This is a genomic window from Halomonas fontilapidosi (assembly GCF_014192285.1).
In the GTDB taxonomy this organism is placed as follows: Bacteria; Pseudomonadota; Gammaproteobacteria; order Pseudomonadales; family Halomonadaceae; genus Halomonas; species Halomonas fontilapidosi.
This window is the reverse complement of sequence record NZ_JACHXQ010000008.1, coordinates 152,922-176,977: the sequence shown is the minus strand read 5'-3', so window position 1 is coordinate 176,977 and position 24,056 is coordinate 152,922. Positions and strand designations below refer to the sequence as shown.

Sequence of the window (24,056 nt, the reverse complement as noted above, 5' to 3'; positions counted from 1 at the left end):
TCATGCCCCGGCCGCGCTCCTCAACCACTGGCTGAGCAGGCGGTCGAGCAGCGGGGGCAGCCGGTCGAAGCGCCTCGGGTCCTCGAGTATCGTTTCCCGGTCCTGAGCATGAGGGCTGGTCTCGTTGCCGAGAGGCGGCGCCTGATGGTCGAGCAGCGCCCGGACGCTGTCGGGGGTGGCCTCCAGGTGGCACAGCAGGGCGACCACCCGGCCGTCGTCCCAGGTGAAGCCCTGCAGCGGGCTGGCCTCGCTGCGGCCCAGCGCCAGGGCATAATCGGGCAGGGCGAAGACCTCGCGGTGCCACATGAAGGCCTCGAAGGTGTCGGGCAGGTCGACGGGACTCAGCGGGGCGAGGTCCACCTGGTGCCAGCCGGTCTCGGCCACGGTGCCGCGAGCCACGATGGCCCCCAGCGCCTCGGCGATCAGCCGGGCGCCGAAGCCGATCCCCAGTAGCGGCTTGTTGGCGTCCAGCGCCCGGTGGATCAGCTTGCGTTCGCCCCTGAGCCAGGGGCATTGGTCGGCATCGAGGTTGCCCTCGGGGCCGTCGAGCACGATCAGCGCATCGCCATCGGCCAGCCGCGGCGGCAGCTCCCCCGCATCGAGGTGGAAGATGGTGAAGCTGTGGCCCATGCTGGCAAGCCAGTCGGCGATGCGGGCCGGTCCCTGGTGAGGACTGTGCTGGAGAAGGTGAACGTGCATGCGGGCCTCGCCTTGATGAAATGCCGGGTGACGGACGGGACGGAGCGCAAGGGTACATGAAGCCGGAGCTGCGGGAACAGATACTGACCATCCTGGCTGAGATCCCGCCCGGCCGGGTGACCACTTACGGGCGCATCGCCACGATGACCGATGGCGCCACGCCGCGCCTGGTAGCCCGGGCGCTGCGTGAGCTTCCCGCGGACCACGGCCTGCCCTGGTTCCGGGTCATTACCGCTTCGCGCAAGCTGGCCGATCACGGCGGGGCCGAGGAGCAGCGCCGGCGGCTGGTCGCCGAGGGCGTGCTGTTCGATCGCCGTGGGCGTGCCCCGGCGGAGCTTTTATGGCCTTGATCTGCGAAACGTCAGCGGGGCTGATTCGTCGACAGGCCCCGACGTGTCGGACCATCGAGGAGGCGCTGTGAACCCCTCCCTGGGCGTATATGGAGTCCTTCCCTCCGGCCTGTCCCCGACGCCCTTCGCCATCCATTGAGAACTCAGACAACAGGATCCCAAGGAGACTCCATGAGCGGCTTCTTCCAGCGCCTGCAGCAGCTCGACCCGCGACGCCAGCAGGCCTTCATGGCGGCACTGTGCGAGCGGCTGCTGCCCAACTACCGCCTCTACGCCGAGACCGCCGGCCATGGCGACCCGCATGGCATGAGGGTGATCCTGGACTTGGTCTGGGAGCAGCTGGCGGTGAAGGAGGCGCGCATCGATTTTGACCGCCAGGCCGAGAAGCTCGCCGAACTGGAGCCCCCCGCCGAGGATGACAGCTTCGGCGCTCGGCGCGCTCTGGAGGCCGTGGTGGCCCTCTCGGCGCTGCTCGATATTCTGCGCGGCGAGGCTCCCGAGGCGGTACTGGAGGTCAGCCGTACGTCACGCAGCGGAGTGCGGGCCTTTATCGAGCTCACCGAGGGCGAGGAGGACGCCACGCGCCTGGACAAGCTGATTCGCGATCATCCACTGATGGCGGACGAGAACGACTTCCAGGATGCCGTGCTCGAGGCCGTGGAGGCGGGAGCGCTGGATCGCGAGGCGCTCAAGGCGCTGCGCCGGCTGGGGCGCAACGATGGCGTCAGCAACCTGGGCCTCTCCGCCGACTGAGGCGGCGCGGGGCTACAGGCGCATCTCGATGCCCCGCTCAGCCATGTAGCGCTTGGCCTCGGGGATGGTGTATTCGCCGAAGTGGAAGATGCTGGCGGCCAATACTGCGTCGGCGCCGCCCTCGATGACACCATCGACCAGATGGTCGAGGTTGCCGACCCCGCCCGAGGCGATCACCGGGACGCTGACCGCGTCGGCAATGGCGCGGGTCACGCCCAGGTCGAAGCCGGCCTTGGTGCCGTCGCGGTCCATGCTGGTCAACAACAACTCGCCGGCGCCGTAGGCCACCATCTTCTTCGCCCACTCCACGGCATCCAGGCCGGTGGGGCGACGTCCGCCATGGGTAAAAATCTCCCAGCGTCCCGGCTCGCCTTCCTCCGAGACCCGCTTGGCGTCGATGGCTACCACGATGCACTGGCTACCGAAGCGCTCGGCGGCCTCGTGCACGAAATCCGGATTGGTCACCGCGGCGGTGTTGATCGACACCTTGTCGGCGCCGGCGTTGAGCATGGTTCGAATGTCGTCGCAGGTGCGGATGCCGCCGCCCACGGTGAGCGGAATGAACACCTCGCCGGCAATTCGCTCGACCATCTCCACCGTGGTGTCGCGGTCTTCATGGCTCGCCGTGATGTCCAGGAAGGTGATCTCGTCGGCGCCCTGCTGGTTGTAGCGCTGGGCGATCTCCACCGGGTCACCGGCGTCGCGGATGCCGATGAAGTTGACACCCTTGACCACGCGGCCGGCGTCGACGTCCAGGCACGGAATGATGCGCTTGGCGAGTCCCATGGATCAGCTCCCCTTCAGACTGAGTTCGTCGCAGAGCCTCTGGCCCTCGGCCACGTCGAGGTTGCCCTCGTAGATGGCGCGGCCGGTGATGGCGCCCAGGATGCCGGGTTCCCGCGCCGCGATCAGCGCGCGCAGGTCGTCGAGATTGGTCACGCCGCCGGAGGCGATCACCGGCAGGCCCCCTTCCCGGGCCAGCGCCGCGGTGGCCTCGACGTTGACGCCGGACATCATGCCATCGCGGGCGATGTCGGTGTAGACGATGCTGGAGACGCCGTCGTCGGCGAAGCGCTTGGCCAGGTCGGTGGCCTTCACCGTCGAGACCTCGGCCCAGCCGTCGGTGGCCACGAAGCCATCCCGGGCGTCCAAGCCAACGATCACGTGACCGGGGAATGCGCGGCACATCTCACCAACGAAGTCCGGTTCCTTGACCGCCTTGGTGCCGATGATCACGTAGGAGACCCCGGCCTCGAGGTAGTGCTCGATGGTTTCGGCGCTGCGAATGCCGCCGCCGATCTGGATCGGCAGGTCGGGCCAGGCGCGGGCAATGGCGGTGACGGCCTCGCCGTTGACCGGCGTGCCTTCGAAGGCGCCATTGAGGTCGACCAGGTGCAGGCGGCGGGCGCCGGCCTCGACCCAGCGGGCGGCCATGGCCACGGGGTCATCGCCGTAGGTGGTGGCGTCGTCCATGCGGCCCTGCTTGAGGCGCACGCACTTGCCATCCTTGAGGTCGATGGCAGGAATTACCAGCATGTCAGTGTCCTTGAGTTGGCGCGGTCACGCGCCCCTGTAAAGCATGGCGCGGCCAACTAGCGCTTGCAGGGGAGCGTGGCCACGAGCGCGATGAAGGGCGGCGCAGCGGCGCGATAGCGTGGAGCAATGCTCAGGGCGTCCATTGGACGAAATTTTCCAGCAGCTTGAGGCCGGCCCGAGAGCTCTTCTCCGGGTGAAACTGCACGGCGAAGGTAGCATCGCGGCCGATCGCCACATGAGCACTCACCCGCCCGTAGTCGGTGGTGCCGAGCACCGTGGCATCATCGCTGGCGTCGACGTAGTAGCTGTGCACGAAATAGAAGTGCTCATCCTGGTCGATGCCTGCCCACAGGGGGTGGTCATGGTGCTGGTGCACAAGGTTCCAGCCCATGTGGGGCACCTTGAGGCGGTTGTCGCGGTCATCGCGCATGTCGCCGGGGAACTTTCGCACCTCGCCGCGCAGAAAGCCCAGGCAGCCGATGCCGCCGTTCTCCTCGCTGTGATCGAGCAGCATCTGCTGGCCGACGCAGATGCCCAGCAGCGGCTTGGCCTGGCGGGCCAGCAGCTCCTCGACCAGGCCGCGCAGCTCGGTCTTCTCGAGCTCGCCCATGCAGTCGCGGATCGCCCCCTGGCCGGGTAGTACCAGGCGAGTGGCGCCCCGAATACGGCGCGCATCCCGCGTCACGATCACGTTCTCGTGGGTGACGTGTTCCAGTGCCTTGGCGACGGAATGAAGATTGCCCATTCCGTAGTCGATGACGGCAATGGTCATGGAACGCTCCTCGTGTAATCGTTCGGCGGCCTCAGAGGCTGCCCTTGGTGGACGGCATCTGGCCGGCCATGCGCGGGTCAGGCTCCACCGCCATGCGCAGCGCGCGGCCGAAGGCCTTGAAGATGGTTTCCGCCTGATGGTGGGCGTTGAAGCCCTTCAGGTTGTCGATGTGCAGCGTCACCCGGGCATGGTTGACGAAGCCCTGGAAAAACTCCCAGAACAGCTGGGTATCCAGTCGACCGATGCTGGCGCGGGTAAATTCGACATCCATGTAAAGCCCCGGGCGCCCGGAGAAGTCTATCACTACCCGCGACAGGGCTTCGTCCAGGGGGACGTAGGCATGGCCGTAACGGTGGATGCCGCGTTTGTCGCCGATCGCCTGGTGGAAGGCCTGTCCCAGGGTGATGCCGAGGTCCTCGACGGTATGGTGATCATCGATATGCAGGTCGCCCACCGCCTCGATGTCGAGGTCGACAAGACCGTGGCGAGCGACCTGGTCGAGCATATGGTCGAGGAAGGGCACGCCGGTCTCGCAGGCCAGGCGCCCCTCGCCGTCGAGATTGAGGGTCACCGTGATCTGGGTTTCCTGCGTGTTCCGGGTGACCGTGGCGATACGCTCGGGCATGTCGGATCTCCAGCGCCGGTGGCGCGTGTCGATAGGTCGGTGAGGGTCACCGGCCGGCAAGGCGAAGGTGTGCCGGGCGCAGAGCCCGACGCCGTGAGCCTGCCATTATAGTGAATCGCCGGCCCCATCCGCTACAATGCGGGTCATTACAGTGGTGGCGACCCCGCTGCCCCGGCTCAAGGAGAACCACGCATGCCGGTGACCCTTCAACAGGTCGATCAGGCCGCCTGGGAAGCGGATGCCCAGGTACGCCTCGACCTTGCGCGTATCTACGCTGACGCTCCCGCCGAGCGACTGCCGTTGCCCGTGGACGAGTTCATCCGTGACCATCTCGCCAGTGGCCACCTCTTCAGCTGTGCGCGCTTCAATGACCGACTGCTGGGCGCGGTGGCGGTGAAATCCGATCACAATGCCTGGTGGCTGTCGAACCTCTGCGTGCGCAGGACGACCCGGCGTCGCGGCGTCGGCTCAAGGCTGCTGGCGCTGGTCAGCGAGAACGCCCATGCCGCAGGACGCCGCCTCTATGCCGACTCCTCCCGGTTGCCGGTGGCCGACCAGATGTTGCTCACCCGGCTGGGTTACCGCCTTACCAAGGACGGCGACTACTTCGAGCTGGACGTTCCCTCACCAGGAGGCCGGCAATGAGGCGTCTGTTGCGAACCCTGCTTGCCGCCATCGGGGTGCTCGGGCTGGTGATGGTCGGCGCCGTGGTATATGTCACCACCTTCTTCGATCCCAATGACCTCAAGCCTCGGCTGGTCGAGGTGGTGCGCGAGCACAGCGGGCTGGAGCTGAGCCTCGATGGCGCCCTGACCTGGTCCTTCTATCCCCGGCTGGGGGTCGGGGTGGAAAAGGCGGAGGCCCGCCTGCCTGATCAGGAGGATGACGCGATACCCTTCGCCGCCTTCTCTCATGCCGAGGTCAGCCTCGCTTTCACGCCGCTGCTGCGCGGCGAAGTTGCCATCGACGGCCTTACCCTTGATGGCCTCTACCTGGCCCTGAAGCGTGACGAACAGGGGGAGGGCAACTGGGAGGTGCTGCTCGAGCGCCTTGGCGAGAGCGGCAACCAGGCCGAAGCCGCCTTGGGTCCGGCCAGCGCCGGGTCCGAACCCGGCGCCGGCCTCTCTGTGGCGCTCAACATCGCAAGCGTGCGGGTCCGGGATGGGGAGATACGCTTCCGCGATGCCCTGGCGGATCGCGAACTGGTTTTCGAGAACGTCCAGGTCAGTGGCAGCAACGTCAACCCCAGGCGAGCCTTTCCGGTCGCGTCCTCCTTCCGGCTGACGGGCTACGAGGGGCTAGAGGGGCGGCAACAGGAGCGTGAGGCGCGCCTGGTCAGCGAGGTCGCCTTGGAGAGTCGCGTGGCGCTGGGCCTGGCGGAGGGCCGACACGTGCTGGAAGGGTTGAGTCTCGAGACGGTCAACCGCTTCGCCGGTCTCGAGAGCGAACAGACGCTCAAGCTCAAGGGTGCCCAACTGGTGGTTAGCCTCGGCGAGGGCAGCCTGAAGCTGGAGAAGGGGCAGCTCGATGCCAGCCTCAAGCATCCGCGCCTGGGCGAGAAGGTACTGCCGCTGTCGCTGGCCTTCACCCTGGATGCCGATCTCGCTGAGCAGAGTGCCCACCTGCGCGACATCGCGCTGACCGGCCCCGATGCCCTGAAGCTCAGCGGCAACCTCAACCTCAGTCACCTCGCCGAGGCGCCGGCCTACACCGGCCAGCTGCGCCTGGCGCCACTCTCGCTGAGGCCCTGGTTGACGCGGCTCGACATGATGCCGGTCATGGCCAATGGTGAGGCGCTCTCCGATGTGGCATTGACCAGCCCGGTCAGCGGCGATCTCGAACGCCTCGAGCTCGCCGGCCTGACCCTGGTGCTGGACGGCAGCACGTTTACCGGTCGGCTGGCGGGTCAGTTCGATGGTGGTTGGCTTGCCGCGGACCTGCAGGGTGACCGGCTCGACCTGGACGGCTATCTGCCACCCCCGGGGATGGCAGACGATAGCGCCTCGCTGTGGCGCCTGTCAGGTTTCCGTCAGGCCCATGCCGCCGAATCGGATACCCTGGTGCCCACGAAATGGCTGGCCGCGCTAAGCCTCGACGCCCAACTGGCTTTGGGTGAATTGCGCCTGGCCGGACTCGACTTCCTCGACGTCGACCTGACCCTCGAGGGGCGCGACGGTCGCCATCGCCTGACGGCCTTCGAGTCGCGCTTCTATGATGGCGGCCTGGCCGCCTCCGGGGTTCTCGATGTACGTGAAACACCGGCTCGCTGGCAGCTGGCGCCGAAGGTCGAGCGAGTGCGCCTGGAGTCGCTGCTCGAGGCTCTCGGCAACGCGCCCTCGCCCCTGAACGGTCGCTTCAGCGGCGAGGGCGAGCTCGCCACCCGCGGCAACACCCTGGTGGCCCTCAGGCGTCACCTGGGCGGCACTCTCACCACTCGCATCGAGGAGGGCGCGATACCCGGCGTCAACATCTCCCGGGAGCTTTGCACCACGGCCGCTGCCCTGGAGGGCGAGTCGCTCAACCGCGAGTGGCGCGACGAGACTCGCTTCGAGCGCATCCGTGCCACCCTGACACTCGATGAGGGCAGCGTCAGGAGTGACGATCTGGTGGTCACGCTGCCCGGCATGGAAGTGGGCGGAAAGGGCGAGCTGGACCTGGTCAGCGAGCAGTTCGATCTGCGCGCCGCGCTTCGCCTGGTCAGTGCCGAGAACGCTCCCTGCGAGATCAACCGGCGCCTCGAGCGGGTGCCATTGCCGGTGCGTTGCGAGGGGCAGCTGGACCGGGACAGCGCCGAATGGTGCCGTTTCGATCGCCAGGCCTTCCAGGCCACTCTCGCCGAGCTGCTGAGGGAGGAGGCCTCGCAGCGTGCCGGCGAGGAGGTCGAGAAGCGTCTCGAGGGCGCCGCCGAGCAGATCGACCAGCGTATTGGCGAGGAGGCCGGCCGGGAACTTCGCGATGCCTTGAAGGGTCTCCTTGATTGAGTAACACGTACGTCCAGTCCCTGCGCCGACTTCCCCAGTCGGCGCTTTTTTGCGCCCTGAGACTTTGGTGACGGGAGAGCTTCATGATGGATATGCCGCCCGCCATTCTGCCGCCGGAGCGCTTCCAGCGGCGTCTGCTTGCCTGGTTCGACCAGCACGGTCGCCACGACCTGCCCTGGCAGCAGCAGCGTAGCCCCTATCGGGTATGGGTCTCGGAGATCATGCTGCAGCAGACCCAGGTGGCCACGGTGATCCCCTACTTCGAGCGCTTCATGGCGCGCTTCCCCGATGTGGCCTCGCTGGCAGCGGCCGACCAGGATGAGGTGCTGCACCTGTGGACCGGGCTCGGCTACTACGCCCGGGGACGCAACCTCCACAAGGCCGCTCGGGTGGTGGTCGATCAGTGCGATGGGGAGTTTCCCGTCCACAGCCTCGACGAAATGGCGGCGCTGCCCGGCATTGGCCGTTCCACGGCCGGGGCCATCATCGCCCAGAGTACCGGACGGCGAGCGGTGATCCTCGACGGCAACGTCAAGCGGGTGCTGGCGCGCTTGCATGCCGTGGAGGGCTGGCCCGGACGGCCGGCGGTGGAGCGGCGGCTGTGGGCCCTGGCCGAGCACTATACGCCCGATGAGCGACTGGTCGACTTTACCCAGGCGATGATGGACCTGGGGGCAACCCTTTGTCGGCGCGGCACGCCAGACTGTGGTCGCTGCCCCTTCGAAGAGGTCTGCGTGGCCCACGCTCGCGGCGAGGAGAAGCGCTTCCCCGAGTCCAAGCCGAGGAAGGCCTTGCCCACGCGCTCGACCCTCATGCTGCTGCTGCAGGATCGAGAGGGGCGCGTGCTGCTCGAGCAGCGTCCTTCCAGCGGCCTGTGGGGCGGGCTCTGGAGCCTGCCTCAGTTCGATGACAGCGAGGCGCTGCAGGCCTGGCTGCTCGCGCGAGCACCGGACAGCGAGCTCGAGCCGACCTGGCAGCCCTTCACCCATGTCTTCAGTCACTTTCGCCTGGAGATCACCCCGCAGCCGGCTCGCGTCGGCCGGATGGATTCGGTGGACGAGGCACGCTGCTGGTACGATCCTTCTGATCCCCCCAGTATCGGCCTGGCGGCACCGGTCAAGGCACTGCTGGCGTCGCTGGCGCCGTTCGCACTGACCACCACCGCCGGGCCCTGACCCCTGCATGAGGAGAGACCCGATGAGCCAGACCGTCTTCTGTCGCAAGTACCAGAAGGAAATGGATGCCCTGCCATTCCCGCCGCTGCCCGGGAAGAAGGGCCAGGAGATCCAGGCCAGCGTATCCCGCCAGGCTTGGGAGGAGTGGCAGGCGTTGCAGACACGCCTGATCAACGAGAAGCACCTCAACATGCTCGATCCCGCCTCGCGGGAGTACCTGATGGAGCAGATGGAGCGCTTCCTCGACAACCGCGAGACCGACCAGGCCGAGGGCTATGTGCCGCCGAGCGAGTAGCCCCGCCATGTCGACGTTCACCGGCCATCTTTCTGAAACGAAAGGGGTTGACGGAAACGGCTCGCTGGGGTTTAATACGCACCGTTGGCAGCGGCCAGATAGCTCAGTCGGTAGAGCAGGGGATTGAAAATCCCCGTGTCGGCGGTTCGATTCCGTCTCTGGCCACCAATCTGCTGGGGTATAGCCAAGTGGTAAGGCACCGGTTTTTGGTATCGGCATTCCCAGGTTCGAATCCTGGTACCCCAGCCACGCCAACCTTGTTTCCGATTCTGTGACTCGAGTCGGTTCCCGAGCCGGCATAGCTCAGTTGGTAGAGCAACTGACTTGTAATCAGTAGGTCGCGGGTTCGACTCCTGCTGCCGGCACCATCAAGCACCGGGATTTCCCTGGCCCATCGCCAGGCACATCAAGAGTCGCAGCATAGAAGAGGCCACCCGTCGAGGTGGCTTTTTTCGTTGCCCTTGAAACCCCCGAGGGCGTCACCATATGGCATCGTGCGGCTCCTTCACTGGGGTCGCTCACGGCTGTCCGGCCGTTGGAATGTGTTCGAACTGAGACTGATCACGGATTCATGGGAGGTGATTGGATGTCAGTGCAGACATCGTCCTACCGCACGCTGGAACACCCTGACCTGCGCTCCGTTGTTGATTCTCCTGATCCCCAAAGCCGCGTGAAGAGTGCGCCGCGCCCGGGCCAGGACCCCTATCCCACCCGGCTGGCCGAGCCGCTGGACATGCCGTGGCTCAGCCGCTACGAGGGGGTGGTCAAGGGGCATGCCGAGGAAGGGCCACTGAGCCAGGCGCAGCTCGATGCGTTCGAGCGCCAGGGGTTCCTCTTCGAGCCCGGCTTCATCAGCGGCGACGAGCTCGCCGAGCTGCGCCGGGAACTCGGGGCCCTTCTCGACAACGACGACTTCCGCGGCCGCGACTTCAGCATCACCGAGCCTCAAGGCAATGAGATCCGCTCGCTGTTCGCGGTGCACTTCCTGTCGCGGATCTTTGCTCGCCTGGCCAAAGACGAGCGCCTGATGGGCCGCGCCCGCCAGATCCTCGGCGGCGAGCCCTACGTCCACCAGTCGCGCATCAACTACAAGCCGGGCTTCGAGGGCAAGGGCTTCAACTGGCACTCGGATTTTGAGACCTGGCATGCCGAGGACGGCATGCCGGCGATGCATGCGGTGAGCGCCTCCATCGTGCTGACCGACAACCACCCCTTCAACGGCCCGTTGATGCTGGTGCCGGGCTCCCACCGGGTGTTCGTGCCCTGTCTGGGCGAGACCCCGGACGAGAACCATCGGCAGTCGCTCAAGCAGCAGCAGGCCGGCGTGCCTGGCCGCGAGGCGCTGCGCGCGCTGATCGACCGGCACGGTATCGAGGCGCCGACCGGTGCTGCGGGTGGCCTGCTGCTGTTCGACTGCAACGTGCTGCACGGCTCCAATGCCAACATGTCGCCTGACCCGCGCAGTAACGCTTTCTTCGTCTACAATCGCCTCGATAACCGCTGCGTGGCGCCTTTCGGGGCGAGTCGCCGGCGCCCGCGCTTCCTGGCTCACGAGCCGGGCGAGCGCTGGTCGATGGAAGGGCCGGCTTGAGCCGAGTCGCTACCTCCGCGCTGGACCCACGGTGCCTCAGGGGTAGACTGAGAAATTCGTCGCTTTGACGCGGCACGCATAACGACAAGGAGAAGACTCGGCATGCGCTTTGTTCCACGTTTTACCGATGGCCAGGAGTTTCCCCACGCGCTAGGCAAGGTCGTCTGTGTCGGTCGCAACTACGCGGATCATGCCCGGGAGCTGGACAATCCGGTGCCCAGCGAGCCGTTGCTGTTCATCAAGCCGGCGACCAGCGTTGTCCCGCTGGAGCAGCCGGTCGACGCGCCCTTCTCCCAGGGGGAGGTCCACTATGAGACCGAGCTGGCGCTGCTGATCGGCGAGGAGCTCTCGCACGTCACGGGCGAAGAGGCCGAGCGCGGCATCGTCGGCATCGGGCTGGCACTGGATCTGACCCTGCGCGATGTCCAGTCGCGCCTCAAGGAGAAGGGGCACCCCTGGGAGATCGCCAAGGCCTTCGACGGTGCCTGCCCGCTCTCGTCCTTCCTGCCGCTCACCCAGGTACCCAACTGGAGTGGCCTTGTGTTTACCCTGGAGGTGAACGGCGAGATGCGCCAGCACGGGGAAGGGGCGGACATGCTGTTTCAGGTGGCGACTCTGGTGGCGGAGATGAGCCGCCACTTCACCCTGCAGCCGGGCGACGTGGTATTGACCGGCACGCCGGCCGGGGTGGGGTCGCTGGAGCGTGGCGCAACGCTGCACTTCACTCTTACCGGCGGGTTGGAAGTCACCACTCACGTGGTGGAGTAACCCGACCCGCGATGTCCCCGGACACACACGCCCCGCAGCTTTCACTGCGGGGCGTGTGTGTCCGGGGGGCGCGTGTTCACTCCAGGTAGGTGTAGCCGTCCAGGCCATCCGAGAGGTCGTCGAGGAAGGCTTGCTGCTCGGCTCGCTCCAGGCCGCTGCGCGCGAGTTGCTCAGCCAGCCGCTCGCGCAAGGCGGTGACATCGAAGTTGACGTAGCCGAGCACGTCGGCAACCCGGTCGCCCTGCTGGATCTGGCTGATCGACCAGCGGCCGTTGCCGTCCAGGGCGGCATCCGCCGAGTCGGTGTCGCCGAACAGGTTGTGCAGGTCGCCGAGGATCTCCTGGTAGGCGCCTACCATGAAGAAGCCCAGCAACTTCTCGTCGCCCTGCTGCCACTCCGGCAGCGGCAGGGTGGTCTCCACACCCTGGCCATCCACGTAGCCGTCGATACGTCCGTCGCTGTCGCAGGTGATGTCCTGGATCACCCCGCGGCGCACCGGTTCACGGTCCAGGCCAGTCAGCGGCAGCACCGGGAAGATCTGCTGGATGCCCCAGACGTCGGGCACCGACTGGAACAGCGAAAAGTTGACGAACAGCTTGTCGGCAAGTTTCTCGGCGAGCTCGTCGTCGATCTCGCGGTGGGCGCGGTTGCGGGTGTCGAGTCGTGCGCGTAGCCGGGCACAGGCGGCGAAGTAGACGCCCTCGCCCTCGGCGCGAGCAGTGATGTCGGTGAGGCCCATCACGAAGCGCTCGTGGAGTTCGCCCATGGCCTGCACCAGGTCATGCCAGGCCTCCACGAGTCCGCGCGGCTCGGTCTGCTCGTGCAGCAGCTCGTGGACGCGCCACAGCTCGTCCACCTGGGGGTCGCCCTCGGTCCGGCGCGGGGGTGCCTCGTCGCCGATGCGCTCCTCGCCGATCACGTTGGTGATCAGTACCGCGTGGTGGGCGGTGAGTGCCCGTCCCGACTCGCTGATCAGGTGGGGCTCGGGCAGGCCGAACTCCTGGCAGGCCAGGCGGAAGGCGTACACCACGTTACGGGCGTACTCCAGCATGGAGTAGTTGGCGGAACAGAAGCTGCGTGAACGGGTGCCTTCGTAGTCGACGCCAAGGCCACCGCCCACGTCCACGGTATCCACCGGTGCGCCCAGTTCCACCAGGCTCTGGTAGAAGCGCGCGCACTCGCGCAGGCCGCGCTGGATGTCGCGGATGTTGGCGATCTGCGACCCCAGGTGGAAGTGCACCAGCTGCAGGCTGGCCAGGGCATCGGCCTCGCGCAGCTGCTCCACCACCGCCAGCACCTGGCTCGCGGTAAGGCCGAACTTGGACTTCTCGCCCCCGGTGTTCTGCCAGCGCCCGCGTCCCACGGTCGCCAGCCGGGCGCGCAGGCCGATACGAGGCGTCACACCGATGCGCTCGGCTTCCTCGAGGATCAGCGGCAGTTCCGAGAGCTTCTCCACCACCAGGTAGACCCGATGGCCGAGCTTCTCGCCCATCAGCGCCAGGCGCACGTACTCGCGGTCCTTGTAGCCGTTGCAGACAATCAGCGAGGAACCGTCGCCGGAGAGCGCCAGCACGGCGAGCAATTCGGGCTTGCTGCCGGCCTCCAGTCCCACTCGGCCATGACCGCGCTCCTGGGTGCCGAGGATCTCTTCCACCACGCGCCGCTGCTGGTTGACCTTGATCGGATAGACCGCGGTGTAGCCGCCATCGAACGCCTCCTCCTGCATGGCGGTATCGAAGGCAGCGCACAGCTGCTCGACGCGATCGTGGAGGATGTCGGTGAAGCGTACCAGCACCGGCAGGCGCAGTCCTGCCTGTTTGAGCTCGGCCACCAGATCGTTCAGCGGCAGCGCCGGGCCCTCGGTCTCACTGCCCAGCGGGCGCACCAGGGCGCAGCCACTGTCGTCGACGTCGAAGTAGCCACTGCCCCACTGGTCGATGTTCCAGGTGCGTCGGGCGCGCAGGGCCGGTCCGGCCGCGCGATACTTGGACTGGCTCATTGGCTTACCTCGGGCAGCGGCAGGGCGCCATGTTCCAGGCGTGCCTTGAGGATGGTGCGAAACCGTTCGGGATCATGCGGCGTGAGGTTGTGGGCCGGTGGATCCACGTAGACCACCAGCAGTCGCGACAGCCAGTAGCGCAGGGCCGTCAGGCGAAGCATCATCGGCCAGGCATCGCGCTCGGCAGGGGTCAGCGGTCGGCGGGCCAGGTAGGCAGTGAGGATGGCATCGTGACGCGCCGCGTCCAGGCGGCCGTCCGGGCCGGTCGCCCAGTCGTTGATGACGATGGCCAGGTCGAACAGCAGATCGCCGGTGCAGCCGTTGTAGAAGTCGATCAGCCCGCCCAGGCGGTCGCCGTCGAAGAGGGTGTTGTCGCGGAACAGATCGCCGTGAAGCGCCCCCCGAGGAAGGTCCGGGCTATCGCCGAAGAATCCCTGGTAGATCTCCACCTCATCCTTCATTAACGCCTGGTCCTGCGGCGAGAGGTAGGCCAGCACCTTGTGGTGCATGGGCAGCAGCCAATGCAGGTCGCGCGGATTGGGGCGGTGGCCCGGGAAGTGGCGGGAGACCACATGCATGCGACCCAGCGCATTGCCGAGCTCGCGGCATTGCGCCAGGTTCGGGTCCGCCGGGTGTCGGCCGGGCAGTTTCGGGAACAGCAAGGCCGGCTTGTCGGCCAGGGCGTGCAGGGCGATGCCGTCGAGATCGTGCAGCGGCCCCGGGACCGGCAGGCGGTGCTCGTCCAGGTAGTCGAGCAGCTCGACGAAGAAGGGGAGCTCCTCGTGCTCGCCCTGCTCGAACAGGGTCAGCACCAGCTCGCGTCGGTCGGTGGTGACGAAGAAGGTGGTGTTCTCGGTGCCGGCAGGCACACCCTCGAGGGAGACCAGCGAGCCGGCATCGAAGCGGCTGAGGAAGTCGGCGACCTGAGGTTCGGTAAGCGGTGTGAATACGGCCATGTGTCTCTCGCCCGGGAAATGCCAAGCCGCCTATTGTAGCGACTTGGCACACCGATGCACGTACCCCGTCCTCGGCAGTCGTGGTGCCGTGGACGGGAGTCGAAAGCGGGGAAGCGGCAGGTTCAGAAGGTCTTGAGCACCCACTGGGGAACGGCGATGCGGTCGCCCTCACGGCGCTCGAAGTCGCCATCACCGTCATGGTCGACCAGATAGTAGGAGGGCCCGGAGGAGGGGCGAATCTCGATGGCATAGAGCTCGCCATTGACGCGGTACTCACGAATGGTGCGCTCTTCCTCCTGGCGGATGGTGATGTCCGGCTCGAGGTCGCTCGAGGACTGCGCCACGGCACTGCCGCCGGTGGCCAGGGCCATGACGAGGGCCAGTAGCAGGACGCTGAGCGAACGTCTCGGTATCTTCTTCATCTTGACCTCCATGGCCGCAATGAGCGGCAAAGCGGGGTTACCCCCAGTGTAGGGGCTAGCCGTCGGCTGGCCTACCTCCCACGGCAAAAGCTGGCGGCAATGCGTATCATGGACGATCAGGATCCCCTCACGCCACGCTTCAATGGATGCCCTACATGGCCGATACGCCCATCGTTCTCGTCGACGGTTCCTCCTACCTGTACCGCGCCTTTCATGCCCTGCCGCCGCTGACCACCTCCGATGGCCAGCCCACGGGGGCCATCAAGGGCGTGCTCAACATGCTCAAGCGGCTGATCAAGGACTATCCCGACAGTCCCATGGCGGTGGTCTTCGACGCCCCGGGCAAGACCTTCCGCGACGAGCTGTTCGAGGAGTACAAGTCCCACCGGCCGCCCATGCCTGACGATCTGCGCTCCCAGGTACAGCCGCTGCACGACTGCGTGAAGGCGCTGGGCCTGCCGCTGCTGTGCATCGAGGGGGTGGAGGCCGACGACGTCATCGGCACGCTGGCCCACCAGGCCACCGAGGCCGGTCGCGATGCGGTGATCTCCACCGGTGACAAGGATATGGCCCAGCTGGTCAATGCGCACATCACGCTGGTCAACACCATGAAGGACGAGACCCTGGACGTCGACGGCGTGAAGCACAAGTTCGGCCTGCCACCAGAGCGGATCATCGACTTCCTGGCCCTGATGGGCGACAAGGTCGACAACATTCCCGGGGTGCCCGGGGTCGGTGAGAAGACCGCCCTGGGGCTGCTGCAGGGCATGGACGGCGGCCTCGAGACCGTCTACGACGACCTGGACAAGGTCAAGACACTGGGTTTTCGCGGTGCCAAGACGCTGCCGAAAAAGCTTGAGGAGCACCGTGACCAGGCCTTCCTCTCCTACCGTCTGGCCACCATCAAGACCGACTGCGAACTGCCGGTGGGGCTCGATGACCTGGATATCGCCTCCCCCGACCGTGAGGCGCTGTTCGAGCTCTATCGCCGACTGGAGTTCCAGGCCTGGCTCTCCGAACTGCTGGAGGGCAAGGACGAGGGCGTCGACGATGCCGCCGGCGGCACGCCGCTGCCGGCCGAGGAGGAAGATACGGCCGACGCCAACGGCGATGCGGCCCGCCAGGACCATGTCATCCTTGCCCGGACCGACTTCGACGCCTGGCTCGAGCGGCTGAGGGCGAGCGATACCTTCTGCTTCGATCTGGAGACCACCAGCCTGAACTACATGGAGGCGCAGGTGGTCGGCGTGGGGCTCGCGCTTAGGCCCGGGGAGGCGGCTTATATCCCGTTGGCGCACGACTATCTCGACGCCCCCCTGCAGCTCGACCGCGAGGCCGTTCTCGAGGCCCTGCGCCCGCTCTGGGAGAGCGGCGACCGGACCAAGGTCGGGCAGAACCTCAAGTACGACATCTCGGTGCTGGCCAACGTCGGTATTGCGGTGGCCGGGCCACTGGAGGACACGATGCTGGAGTCCTACGTGCTGGACTCCACGGCGACCCGCCACGACATGGACTCCCTGGCGCTCAAGTACCTGGGCGAGAAGACCATCTCCTTCGAGGAGATCGCCGGCAAGGGGGCCAAGCAGCTCACCTTCAACCAGGTGGCCCTGGAAGAGGCCGCACCCTACGCCTGCGAGGACGTCGATATCACGCTGCGTCTGCACCAGGCGCTGCGCCCGCGCGTCGAGGCCGAGGGCCGGCTCGGTGCGGTGCTCGAGGAGATCGAATTACCGTTGATTTCGGTGCTGTCACGCATCGAGCGCACCGGGGTGGCGCTGGACCCTGAACGCCTTCACGCCCAGAGTCGGGAGCTCGAGACGCGCATCCGCGAGCTGGAGGCCAGGGCCTTCGAGCTTGCCGGGCGGGAGTTCAACCTCGGCTCCCCCAAGCAGCTCGGCCAGATCCTCTTCGAGGAGCAGAAGATCCCGGTGATCAAGAAGACCCCCAAGGGGGCGGCCTCCACCGCGGAGGCGGTGCTCGAGGAGCTGGCGCTGGACTACCCGCTGCCCAAGGTGATCATGGAGCACCGCGGACTCGCCAAGCTCAAGTCCACCTACACCGACAAGCTACCGCGGCTGGTCAACAAGGCGACCGGCAGGCTGCACACCAGCTACCACCAGGCGGTCACCGCCACCGGCCGGCTGTCGTCGTCGGACCCCAACCTGCAGAACATTCCCATCAGGACCGAAGAGGGCAGAAAGATCCGCCAGGCCTTCGTCGCCCGGCCAGGCTACCGGATCGTCGCTGCCGACTACTCGCAGATCGAGCTGCGCATCATGGCGCATCTTTCCGGTGACAAGGGGCTGCTCGCGGCCTTCGCCGAGGGCCGCGACATCCACGCCGCCACCGCCGCCGAGGTGTTCGGGGTGGCGCTCGACAAGGTCTCGGGCGATCAGCGGCGCAGCGCCAAGGCGATCAACTTCGGGTTGATCTATGGCATGAGCGCCTGGGGACTGGGCCGTCAGCTGCACATCGAGCGCGGCCAGGCGCAGACCTACATCGATCGCTACTTCGACCGCTACCCCGGTGTGGCGCGCTACATGGAGCGCATTCGCACCCAGGCGGCCGAGGATGGCTACGTGGAGACGGTGTTCGGCCGGCGCCTCCATCTGCCGGAGATCCATTCCCAGAACCGCACCCGTCGCCAGGCAGCCGAGCGCACCGCCATCAATGCCCCCATGCAGGGCACCGCGGCCGATATCATCAAGCGCGCCATGATCGATGTCGATGCCTGGCTCGCGGACGAGGCCTTCGATGCGGTGATGGTGATGCAGGTCCACGACGAGCTGGTCTTCGAGGTGTCCGAAGAGCAGCTCGACGACTTCATCGCGGAGGTGAAGACGCGCATGGAAGGGGCCGCAACGCTCGACGTAGCGCTGACCGTCGAGGCCGAGAGTGGGGCCAACTGGGACGAGGCCCACTGACCATCAAAAACGCCACCGCGGCAGCGGTGGCGTTTTCCTCCAGGGCTGGCCTGAAGGCTTACCGCCAGCCGACGCGATCGAAGATCCGCACGGCCTCGGGGTTGTTCTTGCCCAGCTTGCTGACGTTCAGATCGTCCTTCTTGAAGTCGCCCCAGGAGGCGATGACGCCATCGGTCTCCGCGGATTCCACGGCGGGGAACTCGTAGTTGCCGGTAGCGAAGAGGGCCTGGGCCTCGTCGGAGGCGAGGAACTCGAGGAAGCGCACGGCGTTTTCCTCGTTGGGCGCGCCCTTCACCATGCCGGCACCGCCCACGTTTACGTGCGCACCGCGACCGTCCTGATTGGGGAAGACGATCTCGACCTTCTCGGCCACTTCGCGGTCGGCCGCGTTGTCGGAGTTGACCAGGCGCACGTAGTAGTAGTGGTTGGCCACGGCGATGTCGCACTCGCCGCTGGCGACGCCGCGGATCTGGTCGGTGTCGCCGCCCTCGGGATCGCGCGCGAAGTTGTTGACTACACCCTGGGCCCAGGCTTCTGCCTCTTCCTCGCCGTGGTGGGCGACCATCGAGGCCAGCAGGGACTGGTTATAGATGTTGTTCGAGGAGCGAATGCACACCTGGCCCTCGAACTGCGGATCCGCCAGGTCCTCGTAACTGGTGATGGCCTCGGCGTCGACATCGGCGGGGTCGATGAAGATCGCCCGCACGCGCTGACTGAAGCCGAACCACTTGCCTTCCGGGTGGCGCATGTAGGCCGGCAGTCGCTCGTTGAGCACCTCCGACTCCACGCTGGCGAAGATGTCCTCCTGCTCGCCGCGCCACAGGCGGCCGGCATCCACGGTGATCATCACATCGGCGGGGCTGGCCTCGCCCTCGAGCTTGAGGCGCTGGATCAGCTGGTCGGAGTCGCCTTCCAGGACGTTGACCTCGATGCCGGTCTCTTCAGTGAAGGCGGCGTAGAGCGCTTCGTCGGAGTCATAGTGACGGGCCGAGTAGATGTTGAGCTCATCGGCGACGGCGGCCTGTGAGGCCATGGCGGAGCCGGCCACCAGGGCGGCAAGGGGCATGGCGAGACGACGGTTCAGCGGCATGGAGACACCTCTTCGTGCGGGATTGCGGTTTCGAATGATAATGCTTTGCATTACTCTTCCGACATTGAAGCGCCTGGCGCCGCCGGCGTCAAGTCTTGCTGGCGTCGAATCTGACTCAGGTCAGGCATCGTCGTGCCTTGACAGCCGATGCGGCGAAATGCGAGCGATAGTACAACGCATTCAGGAGGCTTTCGCGTTACCATGCAGGGTATACTTTTCTTTCCAATGGCCGATCAGACCTCATGACAAGCCAACCGACCCTCCCGATCGATGAGAGCGCCGCAGCGGCGCCCGTCCTCGCCATGCACCAGATCCGCCATGCCTATCAACAGCACCTGGCCGTGGAGGATGTCTCGCTGGAGGTCAAGCCCGGCGAGATCGTCTGTCTGCTGGGGCCTTCAGGGTGCGGCAAGTCCACGCTGCTGCGCATCGCTGCGGGCCTCGAGGAGGTGCAACAGGGGCATGTGGAGCTGGGTGGCGAGTCGATGGGGCGCGGCAGACGTTCCCATGTGCCGCCCGAGAAACGTAACGTCGGCCTGGCCTTCCAGGATTCGGCGCTGTTCCCGCATCTGTCGGTGCTCGACAACGTGGCCTTCGGGCTCGAGTCCCAGCCCGCTCAGCAGCGGCGCCGCCGGGCCCATGAACTGCTTGAACTGCTGGGCATGGAGCGCTATGCACGGGTCTTCCCGCACATGCTCTCGGGCGGGCAGCAGCAGCGCATCGCGTTGGCCCGGGCGCTGGCGCCGGCACCTCAGCTGATGTTGCTCGACGAACCTTTTTCCAGTCTCGATGCGCGCCTGCGTGACCGCATCCGCGACGATACGCTGCACGTGCTGAAGAAAGTGGGCGCCGGCGTGCTGCTGGTGACCCACGACCCCGAGGAAGCCATGTTCATGGCGGATCGCATCGTGCTGATGCGTGAGGGGCGAGTCGTGCAGGCGGGAACGCCGCTGGACCTCTACTGTGCTCCCACCGACCCCTTCGTGGTCACCTTCTTCGGCGAGGTGAACGAGATCGAGGGTCGCGTCATGGACGGCAAGGTGGCGACGCCGGTGGGCGATGTCTCCGCCAGGGGGATGCCAGAGGGTAGCCGGGTGCATGTGATGATCCGTCCCGAGGCGCTGCGGGTGGTCCCGCTGGACGAGCCGCCGGAGCATCACCACAGCCATGTTATCATGGCCAAGCTGCTCGGGCGTACCAGCCTGGTACATATCTGCGCCCATGCCCCCGACGGTCGGGAGACCCACCTGCATGCCCGGTCTCCGGGCGTCTTTCTGCCCCGTGAAGGCCAGCCGATCATGATCGGGCTGGACGCCTCTCAGGTGTTTGTCTTTCCGCTCGAGCCCTCAGCGGCTGCCGGGGCGGGAGCGGCGCATGGCGATACTGAGCAGTATCACCGGCAGGATGCCTACTGCCACGATGGCCAGTGACGAGGTCGAGGCCTCGGCCAGACGCTCGTCTGCGGCCAGGTTGTGGGCGCGGATTGCCAGGGTATCGAAGTTGAAGGGGCGCAGGATCACCGTGGCCGGCAGCTCCTTCATCACGTCCACGAACACCAGGATGCCGGCGGCGATCAGGCTGCCGCGCATTATCGGGGTGTGCACCTTGCGCAGCGTGCCGCCCGCCGTCTGACCCAGGGTCCGTGACGCGGCATCCATGCTTGGCGTGACCTTGCCAAGGCTTGCTTCGATGGCGTTGAAGGAGACGGCGAGGAAGCGCACCAGGTAGGCATACACCAGAATAAACGCCGAACCGCTGAGCAGTAGCCCCGCCACGACGCCGAACTGCGCCTTCATGAAGTCGTTGATCTGATGGTCCAGCCACACGAACGGAATCAGGATGCCCACGGCCACCACCGAGCCGGGCACCGCATAGCCCATGGCGGCCACGCGGGTCGCGACCCGCGTCACCTTGCCCGGGTGCAGACGGGCGCCGTAACTCAGCAGCAGCGCCAGACTGACGGCGACGATCGAGGCGAGCGACGCCAGCAGCAGGCTGTTGCCGGCAAAGTCCAGGAAGGCCGGGCCGAATAGCGCATCGCCACCCTGGACCGAGAGGTAGCCCAGCAGGCCACTGGGGATCAGGAAGCCGAGCAGCACCGGCATCAGGCATGCCAGCGTGGCGGCCCAGGCGCGCCAGCCGTGCAACGCGAATTCCGGCAAGTGCTGGTAGCGACCGGTGGTGTGGAAGTAGCGGCGCTTGCCGCGCGAGGCGCGCTCGAGCAGCACCAGGGCGATGACGAAGGCCAGCAGACAGGCGGCGAGCTGTGCCGCAGCCACCTGCTCACCCATGCCGAACCAGGTGCGGTAGATGCCGGTGGTGAAGGTGTCGACGCCGAAGTACTGCACGGCGCCAAACTCGTTGAGGGTCTCCATCAGCGCCAGCGATACGCCACCGACGATGGCCGGCCGCGCCAGCGGCAGCGCCACGCTGGTGAACAGCCGCCAGGGGCCTCGCCCCAGGGTCCGTCCCACGTCCAGCACGCAGACTGACTGCTCCAGGAAAGCCGCCCGCGTCAGCATGTAGACATAGGGATAGAGCACCAGGGTGATCAGGGCGGCCGCTCCCCCCAGCGAGCGAATGTTGGGAAAGATGTAATCGCCGGCCGACCAGCCGAAACTGTCACGCAGCCAGGTCTGGACGGGACCGGCGAATTGCAGGAAGTCCGTGTAGGCATAGGCGATCACATAGGTCGGCACCGCCAGCGGCAGCAGTAGCCCCCACTCGAACAGCCGACGTCCCGGGAAGCGACACATGACCACCAGCCAGGCGGTGCCGGTGCCGATCACGAAGGTGCCCACGCCCACCGTGACCACCAGGAAGAGGGTGTTGCCCAGGTAGCGGGGGAGCACGGTGCTGGCCAGGTGTTGCCAGATGCCCTCCGCGGGTACGAACAGATGCGCCAGCACCACGATGACCGGCAGCGCCACGATCAGGGCGATGCCGATGGTCAGGGCGTTCCAGACATTGAAGGGCAGCGACAGGCGGGCGGCGAGGGGGGCACGGGAACTGGCCGGTCTGGTCAACGAGGTCTCCTCCCAGCGGGGGTCTGGAGGCGGTATGGATGCGAGGCATTTGCGCGTGAGAATTGTATCAGCTGCACCCCTGGTGCTGCAGCCATTGCGGCTGACCCGCATCAAGATAAACGCCCGCCGCTCATCGAGCGGCGGGCGTCAAGGCGCTGACCGGTAAGGCTCAGTAGCCGAGCAGCAGGGCGGGCAGGCCGGTGACCAGTGCCGGGAAGAAAGCCATCAGCAGGCAGGCCAGCACGATCAGCGTCACGAAGGGGATCACCGCCTTGTAGAGGTCGAGGGTCTCGACCCCGGGCGGCGCCACCCCTTTCAGGTAGAAGAGCGCATAGCCGAAGGGTGGGGTGAGGAAGGAGGTCTGCAGCACCACGGCAACCATTACCACAAACCACAGCACGTCGATGCCCATGCTTTCGACGATCGGCAGCATGATCGGGAAGCTCAGCAGCACGATGCCGGTCCAGTCCAGGAACATGCCCAGGATGAACACCAGGAACAGCATCAGGATCAGCGCCCCGGTGGTGCCGCCGGGCATCGCCATCACCACCTCGTGGATGACGTCCATGCCGCCGCCGATGGAGAACACCCCGGTGAAGGCGGTGGCGCCGACCAGCACCAGCATGACCATGGTGGTCGTCTTGCTGGCCTCGATCAGGGTGCGGTAGCAGGTGGACGCCTTGCGGTCGCCGAAGATCAGGAACAGCAGGAAGGCGATGGATACGCCGATCGCCGAGGCTTCGGTGGCGGTGGCGATGCCGGTGAACAGCGAGCCCAGCACGCCGAGGATCAGCGACATGGGCGGCAGCACGTACTTGCCGAGCATGACCAGCAGTTCACCGGTAGAGACCTGAGCGCGCTCCTCGGCCGGTACGCGAGGACCATATTCGGGCTTGAGATGGCAGATGACGAGCACGTAAAGCGCATACAGGACACCCAGCATCAGCCCGGGAATCAGCGCGCCGGCGAACAGCGCCCCCACCGAGACCGGCGAGTAGCTGGCCATCAGGATCAGCATGATGCTCGGCGGAATCAGGATGCCCAGACAGCCGCTGGCCATAATCACCCCGGTGCTGAGCTGCTTGTTGTAGCCATAGTTCAGCATCGGGGCCAGGGCGATCATGCCCATCACGGCGATGGAGGCGCCGACGATGCCGGTGGTGGCGGCCAGCAGCACCGAGACCACGACGACTGTCAGGGCCAGCCCGCCGCGCAGATTGGCCAGCAGCAGGCGCATCGACTCGAACATCTTCTCGGTGACGCCGGAGTCGTTAAGAAAGCGTGCCATCAGGATGAACAGCGGGATCGCCACCAGGACGTAGTTGTCCATGGCGTTGCCGTAGATATTGTTGATCAGGATACCCAGCGTATTGGCACCGGGCCCGAACCAGGCGCCCAGGACGGCGACGCCGCCGAGCACGAACGCCAGCGGATGGCCCATGAACAGGCCGACCAGCAGGCCGCCGAACATGAACAGGGTGAGCATTTCGGGGCTCATGCGGTCTCCTCCTGGCGCAGTTGCTGAATGGCCCGGATAACGATGGCAACGGCCTGCAGTATCAGCAGTCCGGCGGCGACCACGATCACCCCCTTCACCGGGTAGACCGGGATGGCGATCATGCCGTAGGTGGTCTCGCCACGGCTGAAGGAGCGTTCGAAGAAGGCCCAGCCGAAGGTCAGCAGCATCCAGATGAAGGGCACAAAGAAGATCAGGTAGCCAAGGAGTTCGAGGGCGGCCTGCTTGCGTCTTGAGAGCAGCCGCTTGAGGACGTCGACTTCGACGTGGGCATGATGGCGCAGGCCGAAGGCCGCCATCAGCATGAAGTGGGCGCCGAACAGCATCTTGGTGACATCGAAGGCCCAGTCGCTGGGGCGTCCGATGAAGAAGCGCATGGCGATGTCGTAGATCACGATCAGCGTGATCACGGCGAGCAGCGGAGCGATCAGGCGTCCGAACCCCTCGTTGAGGGCGTCTATGACCCTGGCAATGGCGTTCATGATGTGAGCTCTCGGAATCGGGCGAATCGTTCGGGAGGGGTGTCAGCGGGTCAGTCGGCTTCTAGGGCCGGCCCCGCCGGGGGCCGGCCCGAATCG

22 protein-coding genes and 3 tRNA genes are annotated in these 24,056 nt (G+C 66.3%); 13 read left to right on the top strand and 12 right to left on the bottom strand.

What is annotated here, in order from left to right; all coding sequences use genetic code 11:
- Window positions 1-699 carry a type 1 glutamine amidotransferase gene (locus FHR95_RS12720; protein WP_040183944.1) on the bottom strand — a complete coding sequence of 233 codons (699 nt, stop codon included), beginning with the start codon at window positions 697-699 and terminating at the stop codon, window positions 1-3.
- Between the two features lie 56 nt (window positions 700-755).
- Here FHR95_RS12720 and FHR95_RS12715 point away from each other — a divergent pair, with 56 nt between their 5' ends.
- Together FHR95_RS12715 and FHR95_RS12710 are read left to right on the top strand one after the other, a co-directional pair.
- Entirely contained in the window at window positions 756-1,049 is a 294-nt protein-coding gene (locus FHR95_RS12715; RefSeq protein WP_040183945.1) for an MGMT family protein, read from the top strand.
- A 171-nt stretch (window positions 1,050-1,220) separates the two neighbouring features.
- Entirely contained in the window at window positions 1,221-1,802 is a 582-nt protein-coding gene (locus FHR95_RS12710; protein WP_040183946.1) for a YjaG family protein, read from the top strand.
- A gap of 12 nt (window positions 1,803-1,814) precedes the next feature.
- On the opposite strand, the gene hisF is transcribed toward FHR95_RS12710, so the two are convergent.
- From hisF to hisB, 4 genes are all read right to left on the bottom strand, one after another.
- Window positions 1,815-2,588 carry an imidazole glycerol phosphate synthase subunit HisF gene (gene hisF / locus FHR95_RS12705; RefSeq protein WP_040183947.1) on the bottom strand — a complete coding sequence of 258 codons (774 nt, stop codon included), beginning with the start codon at window positions 2,586-2,588 and terminating at the stop codon, window positions 1,815-1,817.
- 3 nt (window positions 2,589-2,591) lie between these two features.
- Window positions 2,592-3,338 (bottom strand): 1-(5-phosphoribosyl)-5-[(5-phosphoribosylamino)methylideneamino]imidazole-4-carboxamide isomerase, encoded by a 747-nt coding sequence (gene hisA / locus FHR95_RS12700; protein ID WP_040183948.1) that lies wholly within the window; start codon window positions 3,336-3,338, stop codon window positions 2,592-2,594.
- A 130-nt stretch (window positions 3,339-3,468) separates the two neighbouring features.
- Window positions 3,469-4,110, bottom strand: a complete 642-nt coding sequence (gene hisH, locus FHR95_RS12695) for an imidazole glycerol phosphate synthase subunit HisH (RefSeq protein WP_040183949.1) — start codon at window positions 4,108-4,110, stop codon at window positions 3,469-3,471.
- Window positions 4,111-4,141: 31 nt separating this feature from the next.
- Window positions 4,142-4,735 carry an imidazoleglycerol-phosphate dehydratase HisB gene (hisB, locus tag FHR95_RS12690; RefSeq protein WP_040183950.1) on the bottom strand — a complete coding sequence of 198 codons (594 nt, stop codon included), beginning with the start codon at window positions 4,733-4,735 and terminating at the stop codon, window positions 4,142-4,144.
- Window positions 4,736-4,927: 192 nt separating this feature from the next.
- Between hisB and FHR95_RS12685 the strand changes: the two genes are divergently transcribed.
- The 9 genes from FHR95_RS12685 (at window position 4,928) to FHR95_RS12645 (ending at window position 11,545) form a co-directional block, all read left to right on the top strand.
- Window positions 4,928-5,380: an acetyl-CoA sensor PanZ family protein gene (locus tag FHR95_RS12685; RefSeq protein ID WP_040183951.1), complete on the top strand. Its 453-nt coding sequence runs from the start codon at window positions 4,928-4,930 to the stop codon at window positions 5,378-5,380.
- Complete coding sequence (locus FHR95_RS12680) at window positions 5,377-7,716, top strand: AsmA family protein (protein ID WP_183314643.1); 2,340 nt, start codon at window positions 5,377-5,379, stop codon at window positions 7,714-7,716. The genes FHR95_RS12685 and FHR95_RS12680 overlap by 4 nt, the downstream gene beginning before the upstream one ends.
- 83 nt (window positions 7,717-7,799) lie before the next feature.
- Entirely contained in the window at window positions 7,800-8,891 is a 1,092-nt protein-coding gene (gene mutY, locus FHR95_RS12675; RefSeq protein ID WP_183314642.1) for an A/G-specific adenine glycosylase, read from the top strand.
- Window positions 8,892-8,913: 22 nt separating this feature from the next.
- Window positions 8,914-9,186 (top strand): oxidative damage protection protein, encoded by a 273-nt coding sequence (locus FHR95_RS12670; RefSeq protein ID WP_040183954.1) that lies wholly within the window; start codon window positions 8,914-8,916, stop codon window positions 9,184-9,186.
- A 92-nt stretch (window positions 9,187-9,278) separates the two neighbouring features.
- Window positions 9,279-9,354 (top strand) — tRNA-Phe (locus tag FHR95_RS12665).
- A 6-nt stretch (window positions 9,355-9,360) separates the two neighbouring features.
- Window positions 9,361-9,435 (top strand) — tRNA-Gln (locus tag FHR95_RS12660).
- A gap of 43 nt (window positions 9,436-9,478) precedes the next feature.
- A tRNA-Thr gene (locus FHR95_RS12655) sits at window positions 9,479-9,554 on the top strand.
- A gap of 218 nt (window positions 9,555-9,772) precedes the next feature.
- Window positions 9,773-10,777 carry an ectoine hydroxylase gene (thpD, locus tag FHR95_RS12650; RefSeq protein WP_183314641.1) on the top strand — a complete coding sequence of 335 codons (1,005 nt, stop codon included), beginning with the start codon at window positions 9,773-9,775 and terminating at the stop codon, window positions 10,775-10,777.
- Window positions 10,778-10,879: 102 nt separating this feature from the next.
- On the top strand, window positions 10,880-11,545 hold the full coding sequence (locus FHR95_RS12645) for a fumarylacetoacetate hydrolase family protein (protein WP_040183956.1): 666 nt from the start codon (window positions 10,880-10,882) through the stop codon (window positions 11,543-11,545).
- A gap of 76 nt (window positions 11,546-11,621) precedes the next feature.
- Here FHR95_RS12645 and speA read toward each other — a convergent pair whose 3' ends face one another.
- The 3 genes from speA to FHR95_RS12630 form a co-directional block, all read right to left on the bottom strand.
- Window positions 11,622-13,544: a biosynthetic arginine decarboxylase gene (gene speA / locus FHR95_RS12640; RefSeq protein WP_040183957.1), complete on the bottom strand. Its 1,923-nt coding sequence runs from the start codon at window positions 13,542-13,544 to the stop codon at window positions 11,622-11,624.
- On the bottom strand, window positions 13,541-14,500 hold the full coding sequence (locus FHR95_RS12635; protein ID WP_183314640.1) for a homoserine kinase: 960 nt from the start codon (window positions 14,498-14,500) through the stop codon (window positions 13,541-13,543). The genes speA and FHR95_RS12635 overlap by 4 nt, the downstream gene beginning before the upstream one ends.
- Before the next feature lie 122 nt (window positions 14,501-14,622).
- Window positions 14,623-14,922, bottom strand: coding sequence for a DUF2782 domain-containing protein (locus tag FHR95_RS12630; protein ID WP_040183959.1), 300 nt, complete (start codon window positions 14,920-14,922; stop codon window positions 14,623-14,625).
- A 155-nt stretch (window positions 14,923-15,077) separates the two neighbouring features.
- Here FHR95_RS12630 and polA point away from each other — a divergent pair, with 155 nt between their 5' ends.
- Entirely contained in the window at window positions 15,078-17,846 is a 2,769-nt protein-coding gene (gene polA, locus FHR95_RS12625) for a DNA polymerase I (protein WP_183314639.1), read from the top strand.
- 58 nt (window positions 17,847-17,904) lie between these two features.
- Here the strand turns inward: polA and FHR95_RS12620 are convergent, their stop codons facing one another.
- Window positions 17,905-18,936, bottom strand: a complete 1,032-nt coding sequence (locus FHR95_RS12620) for a Fe(3+) ABC transporter substrate-binding protein (protein ID WP_183314638.1) — start codon at window positions 18,934-18,936, stop codon at window positions 17,905-17,907.
- A 242-nt stretch (window positions 18,937-19,178) separates the two neighbouring features.
- Between FHR95_RS12620 and FHR95_RS12615 the strand changes: the two genes are divergently transcribed.
- Window positions 19,179-20,366, top strand: coding sequence for an ABC transporter ATP-binding protein (locus FHR95_RS12615; RefSeq protein ID WP_183314637.1), 1,188 nt, complete (start codon window positions 19,179-19,181; stop codon window positions 20,364-20,366).
- Here the strand turns inward: FHR95_RS12615 and FHR95_RS12610 are convergent.
- The 3 genes from FHR95_RS12610 to FHR95_RS12600 all read right to left on the bottom strand — a co-directional run bounded on the left by FHR95_RS12610 (window position 20,283) and on the right by FHR95_RS12600 (window position 23,960).
- Window positions 20,283-21,920 (bottom strand): ABC transporter permease, encoded by a 1,638-nt coding sequence (locus FHR95_RS12610; protein WP_246378564.1) that lies wholly within the window; start codon window positions 21,918-21,920, stop codon window positions 20,283-20,285. The two genes, FHR95_RS12615 and FHR95_RS12610, sit on opposite strands and share 84 nt — an antisense overlap.
- A 211-nt stretch (window positions 21,921-22,131) precedes the next feature.
- On the bottom strand, window positions 22,132-23,460 hold the full coding sequence (locus FHR95_RS12605) for a TRAP transporter large permease (RefSeq protein WP_040183962.1): 1,329 nt from the start codon (window positions 23,458-23,460) through the stop codon (window positions 22,132-22,134).
- The gene (locus FHR95_RS12600) at window positions 23,457-23,960 is read right to left on the bottom strand and encodes a TRAP transporter small permease subunit (protein WP_040183963.1); all 504 of its coding nucleotides are present in this window, start codon (window positions 23,958-23,960) and stop codon (window positions 23,457-23,459) included. The genes FHR95_RS12605 and FHR95_RS12600 overlap by 4 nt, the downstream gene beginning before the upstream one ends.
- Between the last annotated feature and the right edge of the window lie 96 nt (window positions 23,961-24,056).